The organism is Pseudomonas sp. NPDC079086 (assembly GCF_044542155.1).
Classification (GTDB): Bacteria; Pseudomonadota; Gammaproteobacteria; order Pseudomonadales; family Pseudomonadaceae; genus Aquipseudomonas.
On record NZ_JBITTY010000007.1, the window covers coordinates 1 to 24,901 of the forward strand.

Genomic DNA, 24,901 nt, shown 5'->3' on the forward strand with positions numbered 1-24,901 from the left:
CTCAGCATCAGCGAAGGAGATCTGTTTCATCGGGGAGCTCGAAAAACTGGGTGGATATATTTGACCAGAATCTGGAAGTCTTTTTCAGAGTTTCCCTAGCTATTACCCCGCCCGAATTAAAATAATAGGCTGGGTGAGTGATTAAACTTGGACTGTTGCGGCGAGGCGACTTGCACTATCAAACTAATACCGCGCAGCACTCGCCGGGACTCTAACCCGGCGATTACATGAAACTAATCGCCCACAAGAGGTTAGGCCTCATATGCTTGCTCATCGGAAAAAAGATGCTTGAGCATACGCTCGGGGCAGTTGAGGAAATCTTTGGTGATTAGGTAATGCTCCGTTGCTTGGTAGCGCACCTGCCGGATACCTTCTACCTCAAACTGATACAATCTAGCCCCGGGATACGCTAAGAGAATTGGCGAATGAGTTGCAATGAGAAATTGAGCCTGGCCAGTGGCTTCTAACTCGTGAATGATTCTTAAGAACGTGAGTTGACGCTGTGGAGAAAGGGCCGCCTCAGGCTCATCCAGGATATATAAGCCTCGCTGAAATCGATTTTGGAACAGTGCTAAGAATGACTCGCCGTGAGATTGGCGATGCAGTGACTTACCGCCGTAGCGCTGAAGATCAGAAACACCGTCTATATAACTGGCGAAGTTATAAAAACTCTCGGCACGCATAAAAAACCCTTCGGTCATCTTCGGCAGCCATGAAAGTTTTAGTGCCGGCGCCAGCTCAGATCTCTGCGCCACTCCCTCTCGATAATGATCTCTACTACCCCCCTCTGGATTGAAACCAGAGATTTCGGCCAATGCCTCAAGAAGAGTAGATTTACCACTTCCGTTTTCTCCGACAAAGAAGGTGACTGGGGTCGGCAGATCAAGGTTTATGCCATTACGGAATGCTGGAATATTAAACGGGAACTCCGCGCCCTGCATCCGCTGCGAATTACTCCGAATACTTCGTAAGAAAGGCGAACTGAAGCAGGACGGAGAACTGCGAGAGGCTGTACGCGTCGCCATGGCCATATTCCTATGTCTAAGGTTTTATTAAGGGGCGGCTTCAAGCCCGCCCCTTGCTCTCTATTTACTTAATTAATTTTCTATGGCGCTTTAATTATTTAAATACACGCCTGGCCTTTGAACTCCGCAAATCAATATTAGGGACACCTACGATTCTGCGGAGATAATTCCCTGTACGACTGAACGTCACGCCCGCGCCATGGTAGCCAGTGACTTGCGCTTGCGAAAAACCATTTTTCTTCAAAGCGCCGCTCAAAGACTGGGCAAACGATTGCTTGCTTGGAGTTCGAGGACCAAGCAGACCGAAAAAATGGGATTTTTTACCAGACATCATCTTGGCGGCACTATCCAATTCCTCGGGTGCAAATGAAGTAGGTTGTCTTGTATCTGCACTAAAGCATGCAGTCGAACGGATATCCTGAAAATATTTAGGCAGCCCCCCGTCAGAAAGTTGTCTTGCAAGGCCACTCGAGGTGATGTGACCCAGTTTCATTTCTTGATCTGCTGCAAGTACATCCATTCCTGCACCGCCATGCCCTAGGATGTATATTTTATTTGTACCAGGACTGAGCGCACTCAATGCTTGACCACCTGAGTTACTTCTGACTTCCATACTTTTTAGAATATTTACCTGCAACGAAATAGCTCCATGATTAGCCATCATTCCATCAAAAGCTTCTGGCCCAAAATTAGCCCTTATAAGTTCGAGCGAACAACCTTTGCTGGCCAGACTGTTAAACACGGCCGTTAGTTTATTTATTTTTTCGCTATACTTGTCTATTAGACTCTCTCTTAACTGCTCAAGTTCGTCCCTAGAACTATCATCGGGAACTATGAGTGGCTGTAACGACTTACCACTACTCTGGCGAACAAGATTGCGGCCTAGACTTTGCACCAAGATATCAGGGGCAACAAAGGGTGCATACAGAACGCCCTCCTTGGGGTTTGTTGGGGATAGCCCTTGATCATCAATAAGTGTGAGCGGATTATTCCTAACCATCCTAAATAGATTAAGCCCATCCACCGTGCCCGCCGGATCCGGATTCAGCCAGCGTCCCCAGCAGGGTGCGTAATAGCGAAAACCGTAGTAATACAACCCCGTGGCATCACGCTCTTTACCGGAGTAACGCACCGTCTTGTACTTGACTTCGGTGCGGTTGCTCGCCGCCCACCAGGCTGTTCCGCCGTAGGGGTAATACCCTTCTTGGCTGACTAGCTGGGCCTCACTGTCCAACTCCAAACTGCTGGAACCCAGGTGGTCGCCCAGCCCATAACGCAATTGGTTATTGCTGACGCCAATGGGCGTATCCGTCACCCAGTGCAGCACACGTACACTGCTGCGGCCCGGACTTTGGGCAGTGATCACATGCAGTATTTCGCCTGTGGCGCTGTCTTCGCGTATCTCCAGCCCCGGCAGGTAGCGCACTTGTGCGATATGAGCAACGTTTTTGGCTTGGCTGATACGCACTTTGCGCAGCCGTTGCCCGCCCTCGTCATAGACGTAACGTTCAGTGTCGTCAGCCCCTTCATCACGCGCCACCGGCGTGACCTGGCAGAGTTGATTGCGACCATCCCACAACAGCACTTGCCCCGGTTGCAAGTGCTGCACATTGCCGTTGGCATCAAAACCTGCGCTGAACTCACCGGCATTGAGCAGCGGATCGTTCACCTTCCGGGCCAGGCTACGGTTGCTGTGCTCGGCGGCCTGCATCTTGCGCGTGTAAGATTGCGCCCCGAGGTGCTGCAGCGTATGCAGGTTACCGGCAGTGTCGTAGTGGTAGGTCTGCGTGTAGTTGACCAGCTGGGTCGGGTCCGCAGATACCCGTAATTCAGGGCCGTAACCACTGCTGCCCACCTCACGTCCAGTGGCGCGGATCAGTTGCGACAGAGTGTCGTAGGCGTAGTTATTAACCGGCACGATGCGCGCATTGGCGAAGTGGCGCACTGACTGTGTTGCGTCAGTAATGCTCAGCACATTACCGACTGGGTCGTAGGTATAGCGCAGGTCTTGCAGCCAGGTTTTGTCCGCGCGTTGTGCCCGCAAACCCAGCAGCACACCGGTATCGGCTCGGTAGGTAGCTTGGGTGGTGACGCCGTTGCCTGCGGTTTCAGCGGTGATCTGGCCAAAGGCGTTGTAGGCGATGTCGCGGATCAATGTCTGTTCAACTTGCCCGCGCAGTTGTAGGCGGGTGCCGGCTATCTGCCCGGCGATGTTGTAGTCGGTGTATTGGTGGTTGCCTTGGGCATCGGTCTGCTGCAACAGCGCGCCCAGTGCGTCGTACCCCCAGCGCGTGGTCGCGCCCTCAGGTTCCAGCAACGCATCACGCTGCGCAACAGCTTGCGGCCAGTCCGGCTCCGCTAAGGCTTGTAAAAAGTGCCGGGTTTCGGCCAGCGGCGCGCCTTGCAGGCTGTAGCCATGCACCTGACGGCTACCGGCGCTGTCGTCCACCCGCACCGGCTGGCCGCACTGATTGAGTGCCACCGACGCTGCAGCCTGGGTGCCATAGGTGGTCAAGCCAATGCAGCATTCCGGCGCGTCCTGGCACTGCTCAAAAACAGCGATGGGCCGCTGCATTGCATCGTAAGTGTGCCGTGTGCGAGTTCCGCGCCCGTCCCAGCCGACCTGCAATTCGCCTGCCGCGCCCCAGAACTGCACACGCCATCCGGCGTCGACACTCTCTGTCAGCAAGGGCCGCCCCGAGAGGGACGAGAGGCCGGTCAGATTGGCGGTGTCCGCTGTTAACGCAGTGCTCAGGGCAAACAAGCGTGAGTCCCACTGCTGGCTCACCCGCCCAGCACGCCGGGAGGCACTGGCGGTGACGCGGGGTTGGGCTTGTTCCTGTGCAGTGCGCCGGTAATAGGCGACGCTGCGCACGGGCGCACCGGATGGGTCGCACACTTGCAGGGTCGGTGTGTGGCGGTGAACTATGGCGACGCTCATAGGGCCTCCTGATAAGCGGGGGACGGTACGTCAGCGTCGATGGGCTCAAGCTCCCACGCGGTATCATTCTCGTCTTCGGTAATGACATACCAAGGCCAATAGGTGGTGCGCCGGAAATAACCGTCTGGGCGAGTGGTACGAACCTCTCGTCCAAGCGCGTCATAGTCATGCTGAATGCAGTAGGCATCCTCCCTGTCGTTTCGATCACGCACATAACGATAGGTATCGAGGAAGCGAGGCTGGTAAGTGCGTATCGGCAAACCTTTATTGTTGAAATCCTGACCGCCGGACACCAGCCAGTGCGTGGTGCTCTGTGCTTGCTCGATGCCCATAGGCTGCTGAGCATCGCCGAGGTAAGCACTCCCGGACGTAGCTTTGCTGCAGGTCTGTACCGCACGGCCAAATCCATCGGCATAGGTTATGGCCACGCGTACCTGCCCGGCAGGATCGGCCGGGTAACGGTCAGTGGAAAAGACTGCCGTGTGAGTCGCAACCCCCGTCTCGCGCCAGCTATGAGGCAGGTAATAGATTACCGAAGCCCATGGCCCCAGAATTGCCGCGCGTGCTGATTGCTGGGCAGTTGGCCCACGCTTATCGGCAGCGGCCAACAGCGCAATCGCCGCGTCGAGCAGCAGGTCAGAGCACCGAAAAAGCGGGCGCAACTGGCGTATGCCGTCAGCATCGCAGCCATTGTCGTAGAGTGGCTCGAAGCCGACCGGCCTACCCTCTTGCACACCATAAAAAGTCGTCGCCAGCACCCGCCCCAACCCATCAAAAACCACTTCCTGGGTATTGCGATTGATATCCACCAGCTGCAACGGCTGCATGGTGCGGTAGTCGTAGTAGGCGTGCGTGGTTTGCCCAAGCGGGTCGGTAATACTCTCAACCTGGCAAACATAGCGGTCGTAGGTAAAGGTCGTTTCTGACTCTATGCGTTGGCTCGGACGATGCTGCGTCAAGCGGTAAAACTGCTGCGCAGGGGCATACCGACAGAAATCAGACTGAATGCCCCACAAGGGTTGCTCCTCTACGTCCGGCATGCGCAGCGTACTGGTGCACGGATCGAACAAGCCCCACGCCATTTGATGGTAGCCCGCCTGCTCAAGCGCCGCGTCGAGCGTCTGGTTGAACTCCGGTAGCCGCTCGTAGACCGACAATGCCAAGGCATCAAGCTCGGCACTTTCGGTATGGTGCAGCAGCCCTTGCAAGGTCGGCTGGCCTTGCATGCCTGCCTGATCGTAATAGTGCTGCACCTGACGCCCCGTCATTTGACGAGTATCGGCCGCGTCGGCCAGCAACAGATTACCTGCGGTTGCCTCTGTCAGCTTTTCATAGCTGAGCAGCGGCGACTCCCGCCAGGCCATCCCAGCGGCGCTGCGGCTAAACCCACCGTCGAGCAAAAACTCATGCACCACGCTGCAGCTTTCTTTCGCCAAGCCCAGGCGCCAACTATTCACCTCACTCAAATGAAGCCAGGTTTGCCGCAACTCGGTCAGCACCAAGGCACGCTGTGAGGCGTCGTGGGAGTCTCGCCACCAGGTCTGCTGCCACTCCTCTGGGTATTGGGCCGGTGGCTGCGCAGTGCTATCGAGCCGCCGTGGATAGGTGACCGCCACACTGTGCGTCGGCATTCCATAAAGATCCGAAGCCAGATTGATTTGCTGCGTACAACGCGGATCGCTGGCAACGCCGTCGTACTGGTACTGCAAAGTCTCCAACAGCTGTGGCATCACCACGGCAGCCTTGGGGTCATGGAATGACAACAGCTCAACCCGATAGCGCGATTCACTGACGCTATACAGCACCGCACTGCAAATCTGCTCCGCTGGCGGCATGCCCCATACTTCGGCGCGTAGCACACTGCCCGCCAGCGCACGCGCCATCACCACCCGCTGCTCGGGCTGCAGCGCTTGCCCTGCGCGCGACACATACAGCGTCGCAGCCAAGATCATGGCCTGCGGGTCATCCTGGCAGTAGTCGCGCCGATCAGTGCCACACTGCAACGTCCCTTGGTGGTACCACGTGCGCGTGACTATCGGCGCAAAGGGCGTCTGAGCGCTCTGTTGCCGCTTAAATAGCGCATCAGCCATGTCGCCCTGCTCGGTTCGCAACTCAGTGTCGGTTGTTTCCACCCGCGCAAAACCTCGGAACTTGCGTTCCTGACGATCGTAATAACCGCGCTGATAACGGTAGGTCTGTGTCAACCTCGTGCCGCCCACCTCATCATGCTGCGCCAGGCTGGCGACGGTATGCACCACAAAGGGCAGATGACAGACGGCGGCTGGCTGGATGAGCTTCTCATCCAGCCAGGCCTGCGCCGAGCTGCGATAAGTGATCGAGGAACTCAGGCCCTGACTGTTATTCATTGACGTCAGCAGCCAGGGTTTTTGCCCGCCGGTGAAGTTAAAACGCCAGTGCCGCTCAGACGCCGGTCGTTGCGGCAGGGTCAGTAGCAGGTTGGCACAGCCTGAGCCATCCGTATCGGCAAATTGCAGCACGCTCAGTTGATCAAACTGAACACCTGTGGGGAATTCAAGCCGGACCGGCTGCGGGTCAATGCAATTACCCGAACGGTTGCGATAGATCGCCAAGTAATCGGTATGCGCATAAATAAGGTCGGGCGCACCGCTGCCGTCAAGGTCGGCCAAAAATACCCGACGCGGATCAAAACTGGCGGCCTCAGCAAAGCACACGCCAGTAGCCAGAGGGATCGGGCTGCCGAAGCGGCCATGCCCCAGATGCGGCCAGCACTCCACGCTATTGTGGCGAATCCTAACAACATGCTGCTGACCCGAACCGAGCATATCGCTAAAGGCAATCACCTCATCCCGTGCGCCGTGCATCGGCAGGCAAACCGCCTCGCCTTGAATGACATCGATCCCCGCTGCAAAACCCTGCGCTCCGAGGCCCGCATATAAGCGCACGCTCTTGGGGCCGATCAGCACCAGGTCCTGATAACCGCTTCCAACTAACGATGTGAGTTGCGCCTGCGCAGCGGCGAACTCCGCAGGAAAGGCCGCGAAAGGGGTAAAGTCCGACCAGGTTTTATCGGGCCGCTGCGAGAAAAACCCCGCCATTCCCGGCTCCGTAATCACCCAGTCCAACTGCGCATCGCCGGTAAAATCCGTGAGCATGCGCCGGCTGGACTCACTGGCCTGCCCAACAGGCGATTGCGGCAGCGCCACCCAGTCGGCGTAGCTAACGGCATCGCCACCAAGTGCGCTGTTGCGTTGCGGTGCCCTGTAGCGCCAACCGCTCCCCTCCTGCAGCAGGATGCCCGGTACACCTTCGCCGTACAGGTCGGCCAGTTGATAGCCGCCAGTGCCGCAGTCGGGAAAATCAGGCGTTGGGGTAAAGCGGCGTTGCGCCACCAGGGTGGCCAGATCAAATTCTGCATACGTAAAGATGGTCGGCGGCGCATGCGCTTCACCCTGCTCGGCAAAGCCGCTCAAATCGACGCGCTGCAAGCGGGACACGCTCCCGTCTTCGATATAGCTGAGGCCCATGCGTTTGACCAGCACCCAGGCATCCGTGGCTAATTCAGCAAAACGGTGGTACATCAGCACTTGCCGGCACAAGCGCCGGGTACGCAGCTCAAAGCCATAGTCGTAGCGGCAAAAAGCATCCTGGCGCGGCGTCACCACATCGTCCCACGCGGCCTGCTGCTCTAGCGGTGCAGCCGCGTCGGTATAGCTAAAGAGCAGAGTGAAATGCCAGTCCTGCGGCGCAATCGGTGCACTGAGATCGGCGCATGCCTGGCGGTTGCCATAACGTATCAGTTTAAGGACAGATGACGTGCCTTGCTCTCGGCCTTCGGCGTTTACGGTGTTTTCGTCAGAAGCATATTCATAACGGATTTGCTCACCGTTTACCGACAGCGAAGCTTCCAGCAACCACTGGGCAATGTGACTGTCGGGATGGGCCGGGTCGGCAATCCGCGCCTGGCTGGTGCGCCCATACTGATGCAGCGTGCCATCAGCGGCTTGTACCAGCCAGAAGCTCGCGCCTCCGGCATCGGGTGTCCAGCACTCGACCCGCTCAAACGTACCTTCGGTGTGTGCAAAGTAGCGCTGCACGTGGTGCGCTGTGGTGACCGTGCACCGCGGGTGTAGCGTGGCCGGCACGCATTTGAGCTGCCCACGCTCATCGCGCTCGGCAACCAGTCGCTCACCGCTGGGGCCCAGCAACGTATCTTCAGGGGTATAGCGCGGCACGCCATAAACCGTTTCCCGGCTAATAGCGGGCAAAGGCAGGCCCCAGCCGATACCGAAAAGGCCGTTGCCTGCACCGCTGCTGTATTGCAGGGCTAAACCGGGCGAAAAACCACGACCGGCACTGACCGGTAACGGAACAGACAAGGTAGCCACACCGGAAACCCCGGTAATGCCAACAGCATCACCCAAGCCGTGAAGTGCGCCACCGCCCTTGGGCAGAGCGAGTTCAGGAATCTGGACGGGAGAATGGGATTGCATGCGTAACTCCAACATCGTGTGCGCACCTGCCCGCAAAAAGCCCCAACACCTGAGTGCGGGGGCTTCAAGGCAGCAGACACGTTGCGCGAGAATTCAGAAAGTCAGCTGACGCCTGCGTCAGTTGCGTAAAGCCGAAGCAGCCTCAGCCGTCTTGAGCAGGCTCTGCACCGCTTTGGCAAACTCATCCCCGCCGTCACGTGCGGTATAACGAACCCGGATGATGATGTCAGTCAGTGAACTCAGCATCTGTTTCTGTTCATCGCAATCATGGTTGGGAAACCTCAGTTGCCAGGACGAGACAGCCCCAGTGCCTTCAAAGGGCAAGTAGCGCTCATCGCCAAAATTAAGCTGAAAGGCGCCGTTGTCATCCATGCCGGTGGATAGCGCAACTTGCTGACTGGCGCGCAGATTGCTCTGCACCAACGAGCTATCGCCGGTGGCTGTACCCATGAGATAAGCAACTGCAGCGTCATCAGCCTTGGTACTAAACATACTGCCGGTCTGCACCAACACCGCGCGCACATCCTGATAAGGGCCTACCAGCGCGGGCAACGTCACCGAAACCGCCGCAATCTGGCGCAAGTAGTGGCCGGGATAGCGCTGTGCAAAATGCTTTTCTGTAAAGTCAAAACTGAGCGTCCCTGTCTCGATCAGCGGTGCTTTCCAATCGCTGCGCCCTTGCCCCTCAAGTAGGGTCTTGAGTGAGACGGTATGCACAATCTCCAGCTTGCGTTCATTGCGCACCAGATACGCCTGATCGAGGCGCTGCAGGCTCAGCTTCAAGCCCTCGCCTGCCAGCAAACCGCGATAGCGATCATTCCAAGCACCGGGCTGGATAAAGCGCGGCCCATCGAAAATGCCTGTTTCGTATTGCCAAGCCGCTTCAGTCGCCAAACACAAACCCATCACACCGTCATACGCCTGGAAGTACAGCGCCGATAACTGCCCGGTCATCCATTGGTACAGCGCCGTACCTGAGAAGCGCGATGAAAGAAAATCGCGGGTCGCCTTTACATGAGCCTGCTGTTCCTTGAGTTGCGACAGCTGTTGTTGCTGAATTTTCTGCTGCTGGGCTTCCACAGCCAGCTGTTTATCAATCTGCTCAACATCCTTTTGGGCCTGATCACGCAGCAACGTCCACTCCGCCTGACGCCGACGGTACTGCTCCGAGCTTTCCATCACCGAGGCGCTTTGTGACACTGCCGATGCAGACATCTCAACACCCGCGCTGGCTGCATACAGGGCTGAGCCGTAATGCATTCCGCCATTGGCCAAACCAAACACATTCGGGGCAGAATCGGCTAGTCCTCCCGCCCAGCGCAGGGCAGTACTGGCCGCAGACATGATAATGGCAGCGCTATGCATGCGCAGGGCATCGGTTTCTAGGGCAGACTGCCCCTGGGTCACCAAAGGCGTGTAGTGATCCACCCGCAACTGGGCGGCCGCTTTGCTGACGGCCAGTGCCGCTTGACTGGCAACACTCAACTCAATGGATTCTTGCTGGATACCCAGGGTGAACTGCGTCAACAAGTTGTACTGCTGCTCCTGTTGCAGGGCTTCTAACTGCACACTGTCTTTACGCTCAAGAGCGCTATGCAAGGCATTGCCCAGTTGCATCAGCATCTCAGCCCCGGCATTCGCTTTGTTCATCATCACCGCAAATCGATAGTGCGGGACAGTCAACTTGCCCGCCGATGCCGGCCGACTTAAATCGCCACCGGCGCTGCGCGACGCTAACAGTGCGAGAGGCTCAATGGGCGCATCGAACAATGGCAACGACAACAATTGCCCATCGATATTCAAACCATGGCGCAGGTTGTACAGCCGCGTATCGAGTTGCGTCCAATACCGCTGCAACGCCGCGTTACGCGGTAAAGCAAAGATCCCCAGGTGCAGATGACTGCCCATCAGCTCCTTTGCGCGCGCCGCACTATCCGCGTTAAAAGCACGCTCTGTGGTTTGCGGCAGCCAACGCGGCGCAGTGCTTTCAAGTGGCTGTTGCCCCAATAGAGCTTGGGCCTGCTTGTACCATTGCTTAGCATCGGCCAAGCCATCGCGGGTTAATTCGCGGTAGCAGGCATCCCCTTGATCCATAAGATTTTTTACGTAGCTGAAAAAAACTGCTTTGCGATACAGCACCGGATCGGCCATTGCGCGGGTATTGGGGTCGGTCAAATTGTCGGAAACAAAGTTCGCCGCCCCGCCTATGTCGACCAAGGTATGTCCGGTCCATGGGTTGGCCGCGCAGGAAGGATCAAACAGGTAATGCAACCACCGAGCCGCCTCGTCAAACCGTTGCTCCTGGTTCAGTCGATGCGCCACCAAAAAAGGCATATGGAAAAAAAGCTCCCACAAATACAAGCTATTGGAGCCGTTAAAATCGAGCGTTGAGGTCATGGCCGAGCCGCTCTCACCCGGCGCAGCAACATGGGCGGCGGCCATTACGCCGTCAATACCGTTCTCGCCACGGCGTACCAGCTCTTTAGCGAATAACGTATTCAAACGGATAGGTTTACCGGTACTGACATGATTTAAGACCAGCGTTTGTATGAAACCTGCTTCTTCAACAATCGAATATACTGAGTTTGCGGTGGCTTTCAGGTAGTGCACATCTATATCTTGCTGCATTTCTACCTGCATCTGGCCAAACATACTCGGAATATAATACATAAACGAGTGAACAATTTTTTGATTTTCATCCTCACTGAGAAGCTCAACTGGAAACTTGTATTTGCCATCCTTAAAGTCTGCCGGATTTAAACTAAGCACGATCGGCGCACGTTTACAACCAGATAAAATCCGATATTCAGACCCACCCGGAAAAATTATAGAATTTCCACTCCCAAACGGCATGATAAAGATTGCATTATTCACAACCTCGAAGCTAGCATCCAGTTTAAAAGAGCCGTACAGGGCCAGATATCCATTTTTCCCTATACCCATAGGGGGCTGCGCTGTAAACGTGTAGCTCGTTGTCCGTGAATTATAAGGATGCTGCACGGCGGCGGGCGTATAAATATCAAGTAAATCTATTGGTGGTGGATCCGTGACAAGCGCGTTCAGTAACGCATCAAATGTTTGGCCAACCAGCAGGGTCTTATTTTCAGCGTAGACACCAATTCGCAGCAGTGCATTTTGCTCGGTGCTAATATCCTTAACCGCGATTAGTCGCGCAGGTAACACCTGAGTCACACCACTGTGCAGTTCCTGCGGCGCGCTCCAGCTATTATCGAAACGCTTAAAAGCTAATTTCACTGAGAGCTTATAGCTTACCGGCTTATTGGCTTCGCCTGGGTTTAACGTAGCCTCTTTTTGTTCCGTCGCCTCACACCAGATCACATATAAGCGGCCATTCATGCACATCGGCTGTACCGAGCCGCGCGTGGCGGTAGCCAAGCCATCAATTTTCTTCCACTCGCCCCAGGCATTGGGGTGAATTTCGCCATCGGCATACAAGTCCATATTCAATGAGCGCCAATAGTAACGGTCCGGCGCTTTTTTACTGCGGCCAATAAAGTAGATCACGTCTTTATCGCTTCTAACGCCATCCTGATAGCCGCTCACCACATCAAGATTACTGATCTCTTCGAACTGATTAAGATAATCCAGCACGGCTTCCTGCACGCCGTCATCGTTGATTCGGCCCTGATTTAAACGCATTTCTAAGCCCGTAAACAGTTCGCTCTTGTCGATACGCAGGGTCGGCTCCAAATAATTTTCTGGATAGGCACGCAACTGCTGATAACCCGCCCATAACGCATAACGACTGCTTTGCTGCTGCCAGGCCGTGACTTCGTCCGGGGTAGCGCTGAGTGCCGGCTCCAGTCCCTTCAGCGCGCGATTGAGGTATTGCTGAACACTGGCAATGGCTTCGCCCAATTCACTGGTCATGACATTGCTGTGGACCAGCGGATCAACCAGCAAGTAATCATAGATATCCTCGGCCGTGCGCACCGCAAGATTGTTAGCGATGTTGTTGCCAAGGTAATAACTGACCAACGCATCGCGTTTAGCGCAATTGATCGCATCCAAAAATAGTTGACTCATAGCGAAACTCCAAGCAACACAAAAAGCCGACGCAACCCAGGGGTAACGTCATCCGACATAGGTTTAAATTAATAATAGAAATATTAATCTGGACGCTGATACACGCTAAGGGTTATTGGCTCCGCCACTTGCTGCCATTTAGCATAACCACCCTCCACATTGGCATTTGAACGGAGCAGCAGCGTATACAGATCGACAAGAGTCTTTATCGGCAATTCGGTTGTTTCGGCAAACGTCTGCAACTTAATTAAAGCGCTGAGCTGCAGCGAGGTTGTTGGCAACTGTGCTGCTTTAGAATAAAAAACGTCTAGCTTAATTGAGAATAGTTGCGCCGCCGTTAGCAAATCACAGCCTTGCGCACTATTGGCCATCTTCAGGTAATTGAGTAACTGCGCTTCAGTTACGCTGGCGGCGTTCAATAATAAGGCGTATTGGCGCATTGCATACAGGGCGGACAATGAAAGTTTAGTATCTGTGCAACCAAACCATTGTGGGTTGTTCATCCAAGCTTCAATACCTGCGGTGCTCAACCCACTAAAGGCCAATGCGCTGGCATAGCGAACCAGGTCATAGGTAAAGATGGTTGCGCAGTCTATCGCCGGCTGCTGTTTATCGGACGCTGCAGTCATAAAGCGTTGACCCAAGGTGACAAGTTTATTAGTTGTCTGGCCTACGGCGGTTAATAAATAAACGGCTTGCTCCGGTGGCACCGCACAATACTGAGCCACCGCTTGTATGACCGCATTGTCCAGGGCCGGCGGGTCGGGAAACTGCACCGCCAAAGTGGCGAGTTGTTCCAGCAGTTGCGTCACAGGCTCATCTGAATCCAGCACAGCAATTTCAGTAGACAAGATCGGTTGCAATGCAGCGACCGTCAACGACTGTTGCCGCAGCCACACCACCACAGCATTCAACCGGCGGATGTTATCCATCGTCTGTTCGCAGGTAGATGAATGAGCCAGCAGCTTGATGCCAAGCCAATCGCCCAGCAGCAGCAGCTCTTGTGGCTTTAGCCGAAAAAGGCGCGACAGCGCGGTAAATGAGTAGAGTGTTGAGCAGTAACCCAGACCACTTGGCGAAGAATTATCACCATTGGCATCAAGGGTTGCAGCTAATAGGTCAAGGGTTGCGGCATTCACACCCATACCAGCACACAACTGACGGCGGGTTGTTTCAGCACAGTTCGTTAATTGTTCAGCGCTGGCCGGTAACTGATTGAAATCCAGCGGCTGCGCAAATTTACCCGGCTGGTTAAAAACACGGTCAAACAACGAAGGGCTAGCCAGCGTACCAACTACAGGCATCGAGCTGCTCAGCAAAACAGTCAAAATTTCCACTGATACTGCGTACTGGCGATTCAAGTAACCGAACAGACCCAATACGTTAAGTGGCATGCCCCGAGCATTCTTAGAGTTTTTACATGCCTCAATTAATCCATCCAACTGAGAAAATGGCACATCCACCAAGCGCTGCAGGCGAATCATCTGCAGCATGCGTAATACTTGTGGTTGAGTACAGCGTAAAAAATCTTGGCCGTCTGCGCCTTTCTCCAACTGCACGGCTGTTTCAGTGCCGGTAATGTAATGTGCACCGCCCAGTACCGCAGCGCCCTCAGCGTTCAGTGAAGAAAACGCGTCACTACAAATCAACTCTTCTACATTCAGCTTGCTCAAGCCAGTGGCCGTGCAAAAAACCGTCAGTGCAACAGCGCCCTTTACAGGCATCAGCCGGGGGTCAATAAAATTCGTGCTCTCACTTGAGCGCGCAAACCACAATGCATATTCTGACGGGCTACACGCTAAATACTCACGCATATATTCCGAGCTATACGGAGTGAATGGCGACAACTCACTTAGCAAATCCTGCACGTGAGCAAAAACCTCGCCCGGACTGGTGTGTTTTTCCTCAAGCGCACGTTTAATCTGGACATAGGGCAAATGAAAAGGCAGTGATAATGGATAGTAGGTGGTTGCCAGTTTTTTATAGAGCGCGGCTTCGTCGGCTAGTGAGCTGTGACAAATAACGGATTTTTCCAGTAACGGATTAATAAGCGCCAGAGCTTGGATTGACGTATGCAATTGATCGTCACTCAGCTCGATGCCCAGTAAATCAGTGCGCCGTTTTGTCAATGAGAGTTCGGCCAGCTTTAGTGGCGCCGGGCTGGGGGCTAGGGTTTCGAACTGCCGCACTTTTCGATACAACGACACTAAATAAGCGGCGGGAGAGTCCCAGGCCTCAATTTGACCGGGGGCACATAGGGATTCCCCAGACTCCTTAAACAGCGATTGAAATGATAATGCGACAGGTGTACTGCCCGCCAGCGCGCGTGCCGCGATTTCTGGCGAGGCGGCGTGGCGACGGTGAATGGTATCCAGCAAAGACTGGTGTTCATGCTGGGCTACCAGTCGCCGCGCGGCACCATAGATATCCCGTGCCCAGCCTTCCAGGGCTGCGCCGTAGATGATCAAAAAGCGATCCTCCTCATACTGCGCAATCATAAATATTGATGTCAACTGAGCTATTTGGAGTCGCGCCGTCATCGCCCTTTTCGCATCGACTGTCGTGAGTGAGAGCTGCTTAAATAGCCCAAAAAACTGATCAAAGTCTGACGACTCTCCCCGGGAAGAACAAACTTCTGGCATGCCACTGTTACTCATCAATTGATCCTTTAATAAAGACGGGCGTAATTTAGTTACAAAACCTCAAGTACTTATTGAATTATTTACTGCCCACTCAACTTTGCCCGGAGCATGTGAATGCCCGCAAACATAAGCCCTGAGCAGCAGATGGCAGCGCATTAAAACAAGCACTTAAAATAGCCTATCAGGATCTTTCAACTTAGACTTGATATATACCGTATCTATTCGTGTCCGAGCTTTTAGTGCCAAGCCCCACCCTGCGCTCGAGGCAAACTTGCCAGGCCATTGATAGCCAATGGCCACTCCAGCGCTAAAACCTATATTGCGGTGTTAACCGGCGTCAGGTATTAACGGCATGCAAATATGCCTTACTTGAGGATCAGGGGAGACTTTTGGTTATTTACAGAATCACTGCAGCCTTACACATGGATCACAAGTATTCACACGCACCCTGTACTGATTTGTTTAATTACAACAGTTCCTGCAATTTTGTCGTGCCAACCCTGCTTACGCTTGTCGAAGGCAACCCAAATAAAGCCAAGACCAAGTGGGAGCGATGATATGAAGTATGCAAAATAACGCACGATTAATTGGGCCGTGCTTGCACGTTCACCTGTAGCAGCATCAACTACTTTTGCAGTAATTGCCATTTTCCCTGGTGTAGCTTGCTTAAGCACCCAGAACGCAATTACTGCAATCGCAGGAAACACCCACGTTATAATGAAATCTGCTGGGCCAGCGATTAAGTCTTTAGCTTCACCGTCGAAGTGACCCCATCCGTATATAGATATGAGAAGCGGGGAAGTGACTAGCGCTGCAAGTAGTCCGTCGATAATTGTGGCTCCTACTCTAACCCAGAACCCAGCATATTTGATTTCTTGATCTTGCATTTTTGGCATCTCCTCGTGTCTTGTTGATAGGGCCTAACAGTAAGCTTCAGGGGTCACAGCATGGGCCCCAGAGAGTCCAGCGAATGATTGCTGTGTATTAGGCAGACGCCCCCACTGTGACCATGGGTGTTTGAGCGTTTGTTTCTTGAGCTTCGAGGAATGCGCGGCGAAAATTAAGAGGGCTGGATATGCCCGGCACGGGTGCTTGAGGATTACCCGCGCCAGATACAATAACTGAACCAAAGTTGAAGATACGCCCAAGAATGCCTTGATTCACTTGAATACTTTCGATTTTTTGCAGGTTGATTTCAATGGTTGTACGACTGATCAAGCCAAACTTGGCAATAACGCGCTTATTGGTAATGGCAAGCTCGGTAGTGAAGTATTTTATCGCGGCATCAATCCAGAACAACAGTCCGAGACCAAAAAGCCCTAGAAAAATAAAACCCAGGATTATCCGCGGCAGTAACGACCAAATACTGGTCTTACCTTGATAAATTACATGTTCGCCTTTTGCAAGTGCACTGTCGACGTAGCTGCCCATGTCTGACTCCTGAGTGGTTGGGTGGGTTGATAAGGCCTAACCTAGAGCTACACGGCGCCGCGTCCAAGCAGCGAAGGGCGCGCAGTTGAGCACCGGGTTAGGCATGCTGGCAATCGCAAAGGTGGCGTTACGCACTGCTAGCGGTTGGAGGGATGCGTAGGATTGAAACAATAAGACCTCGCTGTTCGCCATTCACCAAGGCAATTTCGCTTAAATAACCTGCCTGCTCAAAACCTAGTTGCTGGTTGATTCGCGCGGTTGCTGCGTTGTGATCGAAGTGGATGCTTACCAGAGAAGTGACTCCCAGGCGGGGACAGTGTTCAATCATTCTTTGTTTAAGGAACGTGCCAATGCCCTGCTTGTGAAATGCGGATGCGATGTAGAGGCTAACCTCCGCCGTCGCATCATATGCAGCCCCCCCCTTTATGGAAAGATCTCAGCCCGAACCAGGCAACTATCTGTGCGTTGATTTCTGCAACCCACAATGGGCGTTTTTCCGGATTATGTTTGCCATACCAATCGATCCACTCAGAAACGGAAATTGCTTTGCTATCGACGGTTGACCACGCCCCAGCTATCGATTGATTGTAAATATCTACAAGCTCAGGTAAATCAACCTCGCGACTGTCGCGCACCAAAATATCCATTGAATATCCTTGAATGCAGCCTAGCGCTTAGGTTCAGGCACGGCTATACCTCGAGCCCGATTGGGCAGCGAACGATTGGCTTGCTGGGTAAGCAAGCACCCATAGCAGGAGGTAAAATTTTAAATTTTCGCACGCGCTCAGGGAATTTTGCCCATTTTGCTGCTGACGCCATATAAATTGCCATTTCGGCAGAACGTTTATGATCGCCAATTATTGGCGGAGGCACTACTGAATAAAAGTTACCAAACGTTATATCTGCACCTACCGCAGGCAGCGCAAATGTAAAGATTATAGCTTGGCCAGAATCACCCACCGGTAAAAATGCACCAGGCGAACTTTTTGTGAATTTAAACTTTCTGTTGGCGCACATAATCCATACCACTGACCAAAGCCCATACACGCCTGGCATTGCTTGCAGTAGCACAACACCGAATTCATAGCCCCCTTCGAAATGCAGCAATGTATCGCTGCGCAGCGGCAACTAGCGGTATATTGCCTCATGCTTATACAGCCACTGTAAATTTATATCTAACAGCAACAGCAAGTTTATTTAGACCCTTAATGGCCGTAGCTGGCTGCCGAGCGGCATATCAATTACTTAACACGCTAACAATTAGAAATAACCAGTAGTAGAAAAATCTATTGGCCAGTCAAGGTGGCCGGGGAAATAAAACCTCCAGCCTGAAGCGCTCAAGGGTTCTATCAAATGCCTCAAGCAGCGCGGCGCCAAACAAAGTGCTTGAATCGCGTCAACCCCATGCGCGTATGTGCTCAAGCCAAGCCCCCATACCTTCACCTGGCAACGATAAGCGCCGCCTAGCGATTTAGGGTCTGGCGCTGGCATCCCAACGGTGATGGTTATAACAACCTGCCGCCCATCAGGATGTTTGGCCACATACATACTGCTCAGCATAGTGTTAGCACTCGGGTGCAGCCCCTTGTTTTTAAGAACATTGAAAAAAGCTGGAAGTTTGCATATCCGGCCAACAGCCTTGGCTTGGCGGTGTCGCTCAACTCAGCTCAGAGCGCCTAATTTATTATACTCAGATAGCAACCTCCCACACGACCGTAATATTGCCACTGTAGCGACGGGCGATATTTTCGCCATCATTAAGCATGCTGCTCACTTGATCCTCAGCCATTTCGAAATGCAAGGTCCCGTTACGCGCAGCTGTATAGCTCGAGGGTATGAATACGCTATCGCCCATATTGGAACTCAACGCAGAGCGATGTACGGCTTGACCATTAGCGCTGATGCCCACCGGTAAACTGACCAAGGTTTTGACTGTCACTTTTTTTGTGCTATCGCGCGCGCTCTGCAGGGCGCAGTTATTATTAGTGCCCGGATACTGACACTTCAGGCGCATCTTAAAGTTAGAATTGGTAGAGAGGCTGAAGGTGCTGTCGGCGCTCAAAAGCGTGGGTGCACGGTTACTGAACAACCAGCTTTGCCAACCGCCTTTGGGCTGTAAGGCCACACGGGTGCCGGTGAGCGGCTCGACCTTAAGTTGGTGTTCGACGGTGAGTACTATATTAAAAATCACGGTCTGACTATATGACTTCTTTTCCCCAATATATATATCATCAGCGGGATTCGGGCCTACATTGAACTTAACAACGCCGTTGTAGCGGCCAGCCTTTATGCCGGCCGTTTCCAGCACAACAAATCGGGTTCCTAAATACATTTCAGACATAGACCAAATACTAATAACGGCGCCTGGCTTAGCTTCAGCTACCGAAGTGCTGCAACCTGGTTGACTAAACGTATATAGCTCTCTAACATCACCCCACTTGAGAGAAGCGGCTTTTGATTTGCACGTGGGGGATCGAAAAATATTGTAGCTGTAAAATGTTTCTTTTACAAAATTGTGAAGGTGTCCGAAATAAAAACGGCCACCCACATCGGTAATATCCAAAGTCAAATGAAAACTATCACCATTTTCATTTCTCATTTCAATATCGCGCCTAGGGTTTTGCATCATAAAATATGGTAAGCTAAGCGTTTCATTCAAGCTAATTGGTGGAGACTGCAGAATACTCGTCGACCCTCCTCCTCCAATCTTAAATACATAATTTTCTTTTCTATTCTGGCAATCACCTGCCACCGCATTTTCACAAGTACCGTCGTGCTCTATTTTAATAGCATTCCCGCCGACATTGTTTTTAGTGCTAGTAATATTTCCGGAAACATTAATAGTAGTAGTGGCGTACTTAGCGTTTCCCGAAGAGGCGTAAACACAACTCAAAAGCGCGACCAAAATAGCTTGCAGTCGTTTCATACGGAGATTTGACTTATTGGCTCGGTAGAAAGCCTCACATTCTCGTGCGCCCAGCTGTGAAACATGACCCCATAAAAGCCTAACGGGATTTAACTGTGTTATACGATTTAGCATAGGTATTTCCTTAGCCACACTGCAGCTGAATTTACTGACTCACTAGAGAGTGGACGCTTCAAATATCAACTCGACACTGCCCAGGTACTTGCCTGGGCTATATCCTTTTGCCGGCTGTACAGCGGTAATATATAATGGCAACTGAACTTGGGTATTGGCACTGGCAACGACCTGCTGAGAAGTTGTGCTCAGCAGAACATTGTTAAGCCTCACCTGCAGGGCAATCTCCCCAGGATGATCAAATCCGCGCTGTAAAACAGCAGCCTTGACCAGCCTGGCGCTAAAGCCGCCGCTACTGTTGAGCACGTTAAAGCGAGTGAGAAATGGCTTGAAGCTCTTACTGCGGAAATCCCATTGCAGATGCTGCAGCTGAATAAGCACCGCCGGATTAACGGGGAGCACATAGAGTTTAGCGACTGGAATATCAACGTAGACCTCGTACGAGACCTCCTCGACTGCCAGAGCCCTACCGGCCATTAACAGCGCCAAGCAGGTGATGAAAAGTTGCATAATTTTGCGCATGACGGGCCACCTTGGGGCGGGTTGCGGTGCTTAGTGCACTTGGATGGCCTTGGTGCTGGCGCCTTCAATCAGCTTGAAGCTGTATCGGTGCCCGGGCTGCTTGCTGAAGCTGTAGCTCTGGCCGGGGCGCACATGGGTTTTGCTCGGTGCCAGGCAATCGCTGTCCTTGGGGCAGTCGGTGAATTCATCGATCATCACCAGCGCATTGCCCGCATTGCGCACTTGATACTCTTGTGCGCGGTCGTCGAGACGGGTGTCGTAGCGGCTGTCTTTAGGGTGCACGACGAACACGGCGCCAAAACCGGTCATCACGTTGAGACCAGCACTGAGTGTCTCTTTGTAGTCCTGGCGATCGTCGTCGCTAATGGCAAATTGGTCCTCTTTCTCGGGGACTACGGGTAGAAAGCGCAAGCGGAAATAGCGTTCCTGGCTGCGCTCGCCCATAAACACCAAGCGGGTGCTCTGGGAGCCGCTACTGGGGATGATCATGCGTGCCGGGCTGGCGATCAGGCCGTTGCGGGTGACGCTGCTGGCGTCGAGAGCGAGGGGCACTTCCTTGCTGCTGCCGTCGGCGGCATAGACAATCTCCTCGATTTCGACCTTGACGTACGCAGTGGCATCGCCGGTGTTGTAGATTCGCTTGAGCTGCACGCTCTTGTCGGGGGCGAGGTAGTCGTAGAATGAGCCAATATGAATTTGCGGCCCTGCCTGGGCGAGTAAAGGCAAGGTGGCGAGTAGGGCGATGTGCAAGAGGCGTTTCATGGCTTTACCTTTGTCGGAGTAGTTGCGCAGCCCGCTGTGCGGCTGCACCTGCTAAGTGTAGTGGCTGGGAGCCGTGTAGCTCTTCGATGCCGACTGTTATTTTGCGCTGACGAGGTCATTGGGCACGCAGAGCAGATCGCCAACCATCAATACATCGTCTTCCTGGCGATATTTGTCCAGGTCCAGGCGGAATTGACAGCGAAGTTGGTTGTTGTAGCTGACGTCTAGGGTCGGTGCGCTGGCGCGCATTTCCAGGGAGAAGAAGCCGTCCACTTCGCTCATGCCGCGGCTGGCATGGTTGATGATGTGGTGCCCCTTGAGCGGTTCGCCTTGCGGGTTAAGTAGGCGACCCAGCACGGTGACGGTTTTCATGACCAGGATGCGCTGATAGGCCACCCCCCCTTTGTTCAGGTGATAGCTAGCTTGCTTAGGCTCGACGGCGCCGGCTGCCTCCGCCGAGTGATCGGCCAGCTCGAAGCTGATGTGGCCTGGCTTGTAGGCCGCGACAGGGATGAAGTTGCGCCCCGGGTGCAAGGTGGCGCCAAGGCCGCTGAGGTCGTCGGCGCGCAGGACAATCTGCTCGAGGTCGGATTCCACATCAATAATCATTCCCGCAGCGCTATATGAATCGGCCTGGCTGCTGAGCACCACTTTACCGGCGCCGATGGCCAGGCTGCTGTCCAGGTTCAGGCCGCCGCTGAGCTGCCCTTGGTAGCTGGAACGTTGCAGGTAACCGGTGCCACTGAGGTGCTTGCCGGCAAAAACAGTTTGTCCGTTCAGGCCGGTGCCATAGCTGTCTTGGCTAGCGCCTAGGGAGACGCTCTGCAGAAAAAAATCTTCAAAACGGCGCGAATAGTTGAGCGAGGTGTTTGTTTCCGAGCCGCCATCGCGGGCACTGCGCTTGCCAATGGTGCCATACAGACTTTGCCTTGGGCCGCCAAGAGCCAAGCTCAGGCTCAGGTCAATGCCGCGATCACGCTCGTTTGCCGTGCCGCTGCCTGGGCGGTCGAACAAAGCAACGCCCCAGTTGGCGTCGCTGCCGAATAATTGGCCGCGCCGTGACCAGCTCAAATCCAGGCTGGTGCCATTGCTTGGCCCTTGGCTATGGGTGATGCGCCCACTCAGGTTGGTGCTGTCGCTCAAGCGGTAGTTGACGGAGACGCCGGTGTTGCTGGTTTGGCCGTTGTAGCTGGAGGTTGAACGCACGCGGTCGCCGTTAGCGAGTTGTTGATAGGCGTTGCGCGTGTCCAGCCAGCTCCGGCTATGGCTAAGCCCAAGGCTGACATACTCGAAGTTGATATTGTTATACAAATCCAGGCCGCTGCCCTGGCCAGGTGTATGGGACAGGTTGGCGTAAAAGCTGCTCTTGTCGCCGACCATCCAGTCGGCCGAGGTACCGTATTGGATCTTATCCTGCACTTGACGCACAGAAAGCCCAGTAACCAACCGCGGGTGCATCAGGTAGTTGACTACCGCACCGGCGCTCAGGCTGCGCTCGCGTTGCGCCTGCCAATTACTCAGCAGTTCGGTTTCCTGGCCGGCATACAGGTTATAACGCCAGCGCTCGTCCGGATTGCGCCAATTATTGGGCTTGTAGACCAGCTCCTGAGTCGTTGAGATCACCTGGCCATCCTCAACCAGACGCACTTCCACATCGTAGATGCCGCCGGGCAGGCGGCGAGTGTCGAGCGTCTGCAGGCCCGGGGCTACGGCCTGGGTGCTGATCAGCACACCATTGCGGTAAATCTCGACGGCGGCTTGGCGATTGGCAGTGACGTAGATCGGGTAGACGCTAGGCTGTGGGCTGTCGATGGCTAGGCTGTCGGAGCTGCCGTACATAACTCCGGCCAGGCTGCCAGCGCTGCGCCCAAGTGTGCGTGCTTGGCGACTCAGGCCCTGGCTATCAGGCATGAAGTAGCCCACCCGGACAAAGCGGCCGCTGAGTTCGCGCTGACTATACAGCTCTCGCAGGTTGTGCAGGAGCCCGCTGTCTGCGCTGCTGGCACGTGACAGGAGCAGGCTGGCACTCTGTGTCCAATTGCCTAGGCTACTGATGCTGCTCAGTATGCTGCTGCCACTGAGTGACTGACCCTGGCCGCCGAAGAGGCTCAAACTATTGTTCAGCAGCAGGCCATGGCTGCCGTCTACAGGCAGATCCATATAGCGTGACTCGTCCGCCGTACGCTCGGCCGTTTCGGTAATAATGGAGAGCGTCGAAGTCTCCAAGTTGTAATGTACCGCCAACAGTTGGGACGGGCAGTTGCGCTCACAGATACCCAGTGGCACACCCAGGCGCAGGAAGTCTGCCCAGCGCTGGCGCTCATTAGCGGGCAGGTCACTGCCTGAACTGTCGGTCAACTCCAGCAGGGTGACACGCTCATCGATAGTCACGCTGAGCAAAGCTTCGCTGAGCAGTTGGTTATTAAGTAGAATTTTTGCCGCGAGGGGCGCATTAAAAAAATATTCAGAGAACTCAGCAGGCATACCGCGCGCTTGCTCCAGCAGGCTGCTTGACGCCTGAAGCGGCGCTGCGAATAGCTTGCAAGAAAGTACCAAGCTTAACGATAGTGCGGACATGATGCATAAGCGTATGTACATAATATTTTCTATAAAATAGCAACAATACATCTTCCAAAAAATAAAATGGGAGATTAATACCATCCCTGGAATTAATCTCCCTTAACCATAGGCGCATCACACACAAAAAATCTTATAATAAGATTGCCAAATTTATTACTGCTGATTTATATGCATGCGACTGCCATGATCAATATTTATGCTGCAGCATCGAAGACCACGGAAACGAAGCCAGTATAGGTGCCTACTTGAGAAACGAATTCATCTGTAGTTTGAATTTTAAGAGCCATTTTAGCTACAGCACTAGCCGTACCTTTCGACACCTCTTGTGCCGCGGCAGCGTCCAATGCAACGCCATTAAACAAAACTGTAAGTGGGATCGTTTTACCACCATTAGCTTCTAAAACAGCTGGCTGATTCAGCTTGGCTTTTACAATATTTGTACTTTTTACATCAAAGATAATATTTAATGGGGCTAAACGACCACCATCGGAACCTGAAACCGGTGTATACTTCATGGTCTGAGTTTGCGTCGTCATATTACTATCAGACGGCACAACCGCAAATTCTTGACTCGGAACTGTAGCTTCGATGCTAATACTATAATCTACCGCCGCGGCCGAGATACTCACGAAGCCAAGCGCAGTAGCAGCTGCAGCCAACATTGTTTTTTTAAACATACTCATACCTATAGTTTATCTATGTGTCGTTAATAATTTCACCTGCCTTGGCAAGTAAGAACATTGCATCGGCTTAACCCGAGGCCTAACTAAGTTCTCCACCCACCATGATGGGGCGACCTAAAAATACCAAATCAAAAGCTGTGAATTCACACTAATTAACGGGGTTTGAGCGCACTTGAGCGCCTTTGGTGCTTATCGCATTTATTGCAGGGTGGACTGCTGCAGCGCTCAAATGCCAAGCGCAGCAGGCAAAGTGCCGGCAGTGGACTAAAGTTTGTAAATTTGCAGTTTTCTTGGCTTTTAGTACCCGAACTGAAATTTTCATTCATAGTTAGCACCCTATTTCAGCGTACATCAGGATTCTATCCATGAAATGTGTGTCGCCTCTTTCCGACACCGACCTCCAGGTCTTGAGCGATGCCTACATACAGGGCGAAAAGCCGGCCTTGCGTCGTCGCGCGCATGCCATCTTGCTCAGTAACAAGGGTTACACCATCAACCAGATCAGCGACATTCTCGCCGTCAGGCGAGGGGCCGTATCGATCTGGCTGAAGGCATGGAAGACCGATGGTTTGAATGGTCTCACGGCCAAGTCTCAGTCCGGACGACCGGCGATCTACGATGAGCAAGACCGTGAGCTCCTGAAAGCTCTGGTGGCGCAGACGGTAATCCCCTCCATTACAGACGCACCTCTCCTGCAATCAGTAATTTTTTTCGCACCATCCACAGGTTCGATAGCGCAAACAGCGTTACCTGCTG

16 protein-coding genes and 1 pseudogene are annotated in these 24,901 nt (G+C 53.5%); 1 reads left to right on the forward strand and 16 read right to left on the reverse strand.

The features are described from left to right. Positions 1-251 precede the first annotated feature (251 nt). From ACIGEK_RS21935 to ACIGEK_RS22010, 16 genes are all read right to left on the reverse strand, one after another. Positions 252-1,025, reverse strand: a complete 774-nt coding sequence (locus ACIGEK_RS21935) for an AAA family ATPase (RefSeq protein ID WP_397495364.1) — start codon at positions 1,023-1,025, stop codon at positions 252-254. Positions 1,026-1,119: 94 nt separating this feature from the next. Continuing rightward, positions 1,120-3,900, reverse strand: coding sequence for an RHS repeat domain-containing protein (locus tag ACIGEK_RS21940; protein ID WP_397495365.1), 2,781 nt, complete (start codon positions 3,898-3,900; stop codon positions 1,120-1,122). Positions 3,901-3,962: 62 nt separating this feature from the next. Next, complete coding sequence (locus tag ACIGEK_RS21945) at positions 3,963-8,438, reverse strand: SpvB/TcaC N-terminal domain-containing protein (RefSeq protein WP_397495366.1); 4,476 nt, start codon at positions 8,436-8,438, stop codon at positions 3,963-3,965. Between the two features lie 117 nt (positions 8,439-8,555). Further along, positions 8,556-12,485, reverse strand: coding sequence for a neuraminidase-like domain-containing protein (locus ACIGEK_RS21950; RefSeq protein ID WP_397495367.1), 3,930 nt, complete (start codon positions 12,483-12,485; stop codon positions 8,556-8,558). Between the two features lie 83 nt (positions 12,486-12,568). Then, positions 12,569-15,142: a Tc toxin subunit A gene (locus ACIGEK_RS21955; protein ID WP_397495368.1), complete on the reverse strand. Its 2,574-nt coding sequence runs from the start codon at positions 15,140-15,142 to the stop codon at positions 12,569-12,571. A gap of 422 nt (positions 15,143-15,564) precedes the next feature. Continuing rightward, on the reverse strand, positions 15,565-16,014 hold the full coding sequence (locus ACIGEK_RS21960; RefSeq protein WP_397495369.1) for an RDD family protein: 450 nt from the start codon (positions 16,012-16,014) through the stop codon (positions 15,565-15,567). Between the two features lie 97 nt (positions 16,015-16,111). Further along, entirely contained in the window at positions 16,112-16,558 is a 447-nt protein-coding gene (locus tag ACIGEK_RS21965; RefSeq protein WP_397495370.1) for a PH domain-containing protein, read from the reverse strand. Positions 16,559-16,685: 127 nt separating this feature from the next. Continuing rightward, positions 16,686-16,985 carry a GNAT family N-acetyltransferase gene (locus tag ACIGEK_RS21970; protein WP_397495379.1) on the reverse strand — a complete coding sequence of 100 codons (300 nt, stop codon included), beginning with the start codon at positions 16,983-16,985 and terminating at the stop codon, positions 16,686-16,688. Continuing rightward, positions 16,963-17,205, reverse strand: coding sequence for a GNAT family N-acetyltransferase (locus ACIGEK_RS21975; RefSeq protein ID WP_397495371.1), 243 nt, complete (start codon positions 17,203-17,205; stop codon positions 16,963-16,965). The genes ACIGEK_RS21970 and ACIGEK_RS21975 overlap by 23 nt, the downstream gene beginning before the upstream one ends. Before the next feature lie 43 nt (positions 17,206-17,248). Next, complete coding sequence (locus tag ACIGEK_RS21980; protein ID WP_397495372.1) at positions 17,249-17,665, reverse strand: hypothetical protein; 417 nt, start codon at positions 17,663-17,665, stop codon at positions 17,249-17,251. A gap of 153 nt (positions 17,666-17,818) precedes the next feature. Next, complete coding sequence (locus tag ACIGEK_RS21985) at positions 17,819-18,118, reverse strand: DUF6968 family protein (protein WP_397495373.1); 300 nt, start codon at positions 18,116-18,118, stop codon at positions 17,819-17,821. 130 nt (positions 18,119-18,248) lie between these two features. Beyond that, complete coding sequence (locus ACIGEK_RS21990; protein WP_397495374.1) at positions 18,249-19,484, reverse strand: hypothetical protein; 1,236 nt, start codon at positions 19,482-19,484, stop codon at positions 18,249-18,251. Positions 19,485-19,640: 156 nt separating this feature from the next. Beyond that, a complete protein-coding gene (locus ACIGEK_RS21995) occupies positions 19,641-20,120 on the reverse strand; it encodes a CS1 type fimbrial major subunit (protein WP_397495375.1) in 480 nt (159 codons plus the stop codon). A gap of 30 nt (positions 20,121-20,150) precedes the next feature. Next, positions 20,151-20,882 carry a molecular chaperone gene (locus ACIGEK_RS22000; RefSeq protein WP_397495376.1) on the reverse strand — a complete coding sequence of 244 codons (732 nt, stop codon included), beginning with the start codon at positions 20,880-20,882 and terminating at the stop codon, positions 20,151-20,153. 96 nt (positions 20,883-20,978) lie between these two features. Further along, a complete protein-coding gene (locus ACIGEK_RS22005; RefSeq protein ID WP_397495377.1) occupies positions 20,979-23,480 on the reverse strand; it encodes a CS1-pili formation C-terminal domain-containing protein in 2,502 nt (833 codons plus the stop codon). A gap of 176 nt (positions 23,481-23,656) precedes the next feature. Beyond that, positions 23,657-24,145 carry a CS1 type fimbrial major subunit gene (locus ACIGEK_RS22010; RefSeq protein WP_397495378.1) on the reverse strand — a complete coding sequence of 163 codons (489 nt, stop codon included), beginning with the start codon at positions 24,143-24,145 and terminating at the stop codon, positions 23,657-23,659. 365 nt (positions 24,146-24,510) lie between these two features. Between ACIGEK_RS22010 and ACIGEK_RS22015 the strand changes: the two are divergent. Next, positions 24,511-24,804, forward strand: a pseudogene (locus ACIGEK_RS22015) (transposase); the annotation flags it as partial. Between the last annotated feature and the right edge of the window lie 97 nt (positions 24,805-24,901).